At 63.8% G+C, this 458-nt stretch carries 1 pseudogene; it reads left to right on the top strand.

Features of this window, described 5'->3' with window-relative positions:
• Nucleotides 1-458: pseudogene (locus HX823_RS31765) on the top strand (hypothetical protein); the annotation flags it as partial.

Below are 458 nucleotides of genomic sequence, written 5' to 3'. Positions count from 1 at the left end.
ACAGCCACGTCGACTCCACCCATCTGAACCTGGGCCGCATCGCGGAAGAGAAAAACGACCCGCAGGGCGCCCTGTAAGAGTACGAACAGGTCGGCCCGGGCAATGACTACCTGCCGGCCCAACTGCGCCAGACCGATATCCTGGTGACCAGCGGCCGCGGCGCCGAGGCCTCGAAGAAGCTCGCCGCCGCCCGCGACGAGCAGCCGGACTACGCGATCCAGCTGTACCTTATCGAGGCCGAGATCCTTTCCGCCAACAATTATGGCGACCAGCCCTGGAAAGTCCTGCAGCAGGCCCTGATGCAATACCCGGACGATCTGAACCTGCTGTATACCCGTGTCATGCAGGCCGCAAAACGCAACGCTCTGGCCCAGCTGGAATAGGACTTGCGGGCGATCCGCAAGCGCGAGCCGGACAACGCCATGGCCTTGAACGCCCTGGGCTACACCCTGTCGGAC

It is taken from the genome of Pseudomonas sp. P7759, from assembly GCF_013386445.1.
Taxonomy (GTDB): Bacteria; Pseudomonadota; Gammaproteobacteria; order Pseudomonadales; family Pseudomonadaceae; genus Aquipseudomonas; species Aquipseudomonas azotoformans_A.
The sequence above is the reverse complement of the archived record's forward strand: the minus strand, read 5'-3'. Positions and strand labels throughout refer to the sequence as shown.